The organism is Thioalkalivibrio sp. (genome assembly GCF_007692535.1).
GTDB lineage: Bacteria > Pseudomonadota > Gammaproteobacteria > Ectothiorhodospirales > Ectothiorhodospiraceae > Thioalkalivibrio.
Window position 1 is genome coordinate 1 of the sequence record NZ_REBW01000097.1, and the last position, 5,476, is coordinate 5,476.

The 5,476-nt window shown below is 65.4% G+C and carries 4 protein-coding genes; 1 reads left to right on the top strand and 3 read right to left on the bottom strand.

The annotated features are described in order from the left end of the window. Positions 1 to 369: DUF559 domain-containing protein (locus EA346_RS04105; RefSeq protein ID WP_296756007.1), on the top strand; the 369-nt coding region annotated here is incomplete at its 5' end. Positions 370 to 513: 144 nt separating this feature from the next. On the opposite strand, the gene EA346_RS04110 is transcribed toward EA346_RS04105, so the two are convergent. From EA346_RS04110 to EA346_RS04120, 3 genes are all read right to left on the bottom strand, one after another. Further along, complete coding sequence (locus EA346_RS04110) at positions 514 to 1,905, bottom strand: hypothetical protein (protein WP_296756009.1); 1,392 nt, start codon at positions 1,903 to 1,905, stop codon at positions 514 to 516. 780 nt (positions 1,906 to 2,685) lie between these two features. Beyond that, positions 2,686 to 4,089: a hypothetical protein gene (locus tag EA346_RS04115; RefSeq protein WP_296756012.1), complete on the bottom strand. Its 1,404-nt coding sequence runs from the start codon at positions 4,087 to 4,089 to the stop codon at positions 2,686 to 2,688. A gap of 372 nt (positions 4,090 to 4,461) precedes the next feature. Then, positions 4,462 to 5,265 carry a glycosyltransferase gene (locus tag EA346_RS04120; RefSeq protein WP_296756014.1) on the bottom strand — a complete coding sequence of 268 codons (804 nt, stop codon included), beginning with the start codon at positions 5,263 to 5,265 and terminating at the stop codon, positions 4,462 to 4,464. Between the last annotated feature and the right edge of the window lie 211 nt (positions 5,266 to 5,476).

Below are 5,476 nucleotides of genomic sequence, written 5' to 3' on the forward strand. Positions count from 1 at the left end.
TGCGTCGAACACGACGGCAGGCTCGGCGAAGTGGCCCGCCATGGCCGCGATATGCAGCGGCTGCGGGAGACCGGCCGTGCGTCCATTGAACTCTTCACCTGGATGCTGTTGCAGGGTTGGGCGCCGAAGGTGCGTCCACGGATCGGTGATCTCGAGGTCGATTTCGTATGGGAACCCACGCCGGAGCAACATCTGGCGATCGAGATCGACGGTCGCGAGTCGCGTTTCGACACGGAACGCGACAAGGCCCGCGAGGCCTACCTCTACTGGATGGGCTACGAACGGGTTCGCATCGACGGCCAGGCAGTCATGGACGATCCGCGTGACGTCATCGCGGGAATCCTCCGCCGGCAGGGAAAGTCGCATTGACCTCGGTGGGAAAGACGAAGCCGTCGCCTGCAGTGCAGGCCTCGAAGGCCGGTATGGGCAGGAGCGCCCCTGGCGCGCGAACGGGCATCCCGCGGAGCGTCCGTTTGCGTCCGGTGATGCATTGGAGACGCTTCCCGGTGGGGGTCACCAGCCGGCCAGCGGGTTGCTGGTCGAGAGCGTCAGCATCACCTGGTAGCCATCCCCGGGTCGGTTCGCGGATGTCTGCGAAGACGCTCCCGGATAGTCTGCGCTGAGCGCGATGGCGAGCCCGTTGCGCGTGGCGGCCGGAGTTTGCATCGTCCACACCAGTTGCCCCGCCAGGTTGACACTGGCCTCTCGGCCGTTGCCCGGCGAAGTCACCCGCTCCCGGTAGCGAAGATCGAACTCGCCGTTCATTCGCTCGTGCAGCGAGACGTTGCTGGAACGCAGTCTGGCCTGCCAGCGCTGCTCTGTGGTGGTTGTGGCAAGGTCTTCGCGGCGTTGCCATTGCAGGTCTTTCCTGACCGGCAGGAAGGGGTGCGCAGTCTGCTGGTGGTGCAACTCGACGCCGAAGCCGCGGATGCCCGCGCCCGTGTTCGCATCGATCTTCCCCGGTGCCTGGTCGTGCGTTGCCGTTGCGCCCCAGCGCCCGCCGGCGGTCCTGAAGTCGGCCCCCAGTTGCAGTTTCTCGGATCGTTCCGTCCGTGGCCCGGGCGCCGTAACCGCCTGGATCTGGTCGTGGCCGAGGACTGCGTCCAGCCTGATTCGCGGCTCGCCGAATACATTGACGCGCCTGGTATTCGCGGGTTGCCAGGTCGTCGTCGTCTGGAACTGGTCGGCCTGTCTGGTCGGCTTCGCAGGGTCCAGCGCGAGATTGTTGCGATCGCGCCGTACCGAGAGCCGGAAGCGCAGGTCCCCGACGTCGAGTCCGCCGTAGCCGCGAAGGCGCTGGCGATCGGGCCTCAGGTCCGAGTTCGCAACGCTGTCGAAACGCTGTCCGACCCAACTGTATTCCGAACCGATGTGCCAGCCTTCCCCTGAGGACGGAGTCGGATGCAACTCGGCGCCGAGTCGGTAGGCTTGGGCCTGGGTGCCCCCCGTTGTCTCCGGGCTGCCCCGGTCCGGTTCGGAACCGGCATATTCGAACGACAGGCGCAGCCGCTCCATCAGCGTTGTGGCGTTCGTACCGAGCGACCAGGCGCTGGTGGCTGCGGTTTGTGCGCCCGGGCCGGCCGGATCGGGAAGCTCGCTTGCCGATACCCAACCACCCTTCAGCGTCCACGTGCCCATGGCGCTCCGCGCGATCGAATGCTCCACCACGATGCCCAGCAATTGCTGTTCTTCGTCCGTGGCTCGCGCCGTCCGCTTGGACTCTGCCGCGATCTCCGGGTGAAACACGAACCCGCGCACGTCCGTCTGCGACAGTGGCTGCCACGCGGCGACCGCTCCGCTGCGATCGCGGTCGCTGTGGATCAGGCTTTGGTAGGCCAGCCTCTGGGTGCCGAATCGAGCCTTCGTGGCGCCATGACCCCTGGATGCGGCCCCGTCTCCCGCCATCGGATGATCTTCCCCGTGCGCGGCGTAGGGACCGCCCGGCGCAAGGGCAACGGCTGGAACCGTGGTCCCGGGCTCGGCTCCCAGCGACGGTGTTTCGTTCGGGTCTGCTGTAGGTGCCGACGGTGCTTCGGAGCCGAAAGATTTCAGCACGGGCTGGGGCCCGGCCGGATCCATCCAGCAAAGTCCCTGGCTGCAGGTCGTGATCGAGCTCGGGCGAGACGCCTCCGTCATTGCCCCACAGAGCGGCAACCCCTGGTGCATCGCATCGCGATGGGCGAGTTGGACGCAGTCCCCCAACACGGCGGTCGCCGCCAGGCCAGGGAGCAGCGCCAGCATGCTCAGCGCCCTTTTCACCTGCGGACCTTTGACATCACTGCAGCCTCCAGACCAATGGCCGCTTTAAATAAATTAGTAACTTAGAAGGTTTTTTTCTTTCGTTATCTCTAACTCAGATTATAGTCCCGGCCGGCCGGTTTAAACCCCTTCCCAAGTACTTTTTCGGCAGCGCCGAGGATTTCTGAAGCCCCCATCACCCACTGCCGGAACATCACCTCGGTCACCTCGGGGTCGGACCAAGCCAACCCATTGATCATGAAGAATAAGGGGTGTAGATATCGGGCCCTTTTCCGCCTTAAACGGCCGTTTTTGGGGCCAAAAATGGGCGTCTAAGCTTTTTGACCCCGACCGCTCGGCGGGGGCCGAATCAGGAACTCGGTACCGGGGGCTTTTCAAGACGTGCTGCGCGCTTAGCCGGGCATTTTGGGGGCCGAAAACGGGCCTCTAAGGGCTCAAATTGGCCCCAAAAATGGATTCTAGTTCTTGTAAATCAGTCGGTTGCGTTGGTCCGACCCCCGTTTGGCGGGGAATGGTGATTCCGAGATCGTCCAGGAGGTCGGGCGCATCGAAATGCCGGCGTCCGATGAAGGCTGTCGCGTGGGTGCCGCTTTGACGCATGGCGCCAGCGGAGGGTATGCCGAGGGGCCAGAAGAGGAAGCGCTCCGCCCGCCGGGACTGGCGGATGATGCCGTCGGCGCCGTAAAGGCTGCGGGCAGCGCCATCAGGGGTTGGCAATGCCAGTTGCTGCGCGTAGGGACGAAGGGTGTACGGGATGGCCCCGGTCCCGGTTTCCGGCGCATCCACGTCGATGATGTAATGGTTTCCGGCTGCCAGGCGGAGCCGGAGTCCGCGACGGGTATCGACCGTTTCGTCGAGCCTGAAGAACAGCGGTTTTTCCCCCGAGATCCGGCTGACATCGATCGTTGTGCCTTTCGGCAGGAAGAGCTTGTGGTAACACCCGCAGCGATGAATGCTGTCGTACAGGACGGGCCGCTGCGCCTCGTCCAGCGTCACCCGCCACAGCAGGCCGGCCAGTTCGCCGGCGTAGATGTCCAAAGGGCTTTCGGCAGGGCGCGCGGGGAACCAGAAGGCGTAATTCAGCTGTGGGAGCGTACGACCATCGATGCGCGTGAAGGTCGCATAGATCCATACCGTCGGTCGCTCGGTATCGATCCCGATCCGGCCGTCGGAATCAAAAAACGGGCTGCCGATGCGATCGGCGGCCGAGGCGATTTCGGAGACCAGTTCGGGTTGATGACGCAGAAACAGCGCGCGCCACTGTTCCGGTGAGAGCCGGGGGACCCCCAACGCATCCACGCGGATCTCCGCGTCGTGCTGCCGAGCCCCGCCAACCTGGCCGCGATACCGCGCCTCGCGAGCGAACGTGGCGGATGCCCCACTTTCGTAGAGGTCCGTCATGTTTCTTCGGTATCCGGCGATGAAGGGTCGGGCCACCAGGCTGGTGACCGGATAGAGGCCGAGCAGCCGCTGCGACATGCGGTACCCATCCGGCACGGCATAGGCTTCCCGGCCCAGCGTGGGTGGCGCCGGCAGCGCAGCGAAACAGTCATCGAACCGGTTGCCGAGCGTCTCGAAGCCATGCCGGGCGCGAAGTGCATCGCGGCTTTGCGCCGACAGCCGGTCAAATTCCAGCAGGTACGCATCCCGAGCCAATGCGAACCCCAAGCCGGACCAGGCCTGTCGCTCGGCATCGTCGAGCTGGACGTAGTCGAATCCCGCCAGGAAACGGTTGGTCCGCAGCCAGGGGAGACCGTCGATGCGCCCCAGCGTCGGATCGAAGTGCGTCTCCCGGCCAATTGCCCGATCCAGGTCTTGTGTGAAACTCACGCAGGAAGGATCTGCAGCGTCGGCCCAACTGCTGTCCCGGGACGGGGTTACGGTGCAGCCCGTGGCAGCAAGCAGCGCGGCCGCGATGGCCGCTGTCAGCCAAACACGCCCGCCCATGCTGCCGCGGCGATGACCCCCCGATGAGCCCGGCTCTGCGCGCATCAGCCTGAAACCCTCTGGCTGCGCGGTAGAAAAGCCGACCAGGGCATCGCTGCGGACGAGCGTTGCGAGCGGCGCCCGATGCATGGTCCTGTGGCGCGTAGTTTGGAGTGCGGCGGCCTCTTTATCGAACCAGGGCCAGCGCGTCCGGGCAGCGGGGAGGCCCGGTTCTCGAGCGCGGCGCAGGCGATGGCATGCAACCGTTTGTAGGTGTCAATCGTCATCGTGCCTCCCGCGCGCCTTGGCCTCCGGCCGCCGGTACCAGAACCCGCAGAGTCTCCTGAATCGCAGTGCGAAGGGAAAAACGGTCAGCAGGGCGAGCAGGCCCAGATGCTGCCAGAGAGAGTACCAGTCCGCCTTGCGCCCCGATGTCAGCACTGCGGGTTCGGGCAGAACGACAAAGCGCTGGCCGTGTCGCCGCCCCCAACGCTGCATGTGTATCGAGAAGGCCACTTCCTCGCCCGCATAGACCTGCTCGCTGAAGCCGCCGACCGCCTCGAAGGCCTCGCGGGTCGCGAAGACGAAACATCCGGCAGCCAGGTGGAACCGGCGGGCGAGGGCGTTCCACAGGGCGGTGCCGGACCGGTATAGCCTGCGATCGAGATCCTCGAAGGCGACCTGCGCCCCGCCGCCACACACCGTCCCCGAATCCAGGGCGGAGCAGGCTGCCCGCAGCAACTCCCCGCTGGGCCAGGTATCGGCATCGACGAAGATCAGCACTTGCCCGAGTGCCGCGCGCGCTCCGGTGTTGCGCGCCCGCGCGATCTGCCTTTCCACTTCCGACACGACGCGGGCTCCGTGTTCGCGGGCAATGGTGGCGGTGTTATCCGTGGAGGCATTGTCGACCACGACGATTTCGGCAGAAAGCGGCAGGTCTGCCAGCGCCCGTTGCACCGCACCGAGGGTGCGCGGCAGCCAATCGGCCTCGTTCCAGGCCGGAATGATGATAGAGATGTCGACCCTCTCGACAGGCGGTTGAGCGGGATGCGGCACCGGTTCCTGGCTGTTTGTGTTCATTCAACCCGGAGCGCCCTGCGCCGGCAGGTGCAGGGCTGGGATAGTCCGCCGAGGTCCAGCGCGACGGAAAGGGGTGGTGGGCCCGGCAGGACTCGAACCTGCAACCAAAAGATCACCTGATCAGCCCGGAAGCTCCGCAGGGGATCCCTTCGCGCAGACATAGCATCGCCTACGGGTTCTTGCCCTTGTGGAGCCTGCCTTGCAGGCGAAG

Coding starts and splice junctions, on each gene's coding strand:
- EA346_RS04110 (WP_296756009.1), bottom strand. CDS start 1,905: ATGGCGGGAGACGGGGCCGCATCCAGGGGTCATGGCGCCACGAAGGCT.
- EA346_RS04120 (WP_296756014.1), bottom strand. CDS start 5,265: ATGAACACAAACAGCCAGGAACCGGTGCCGCATCCCGCTCAACCGCCT.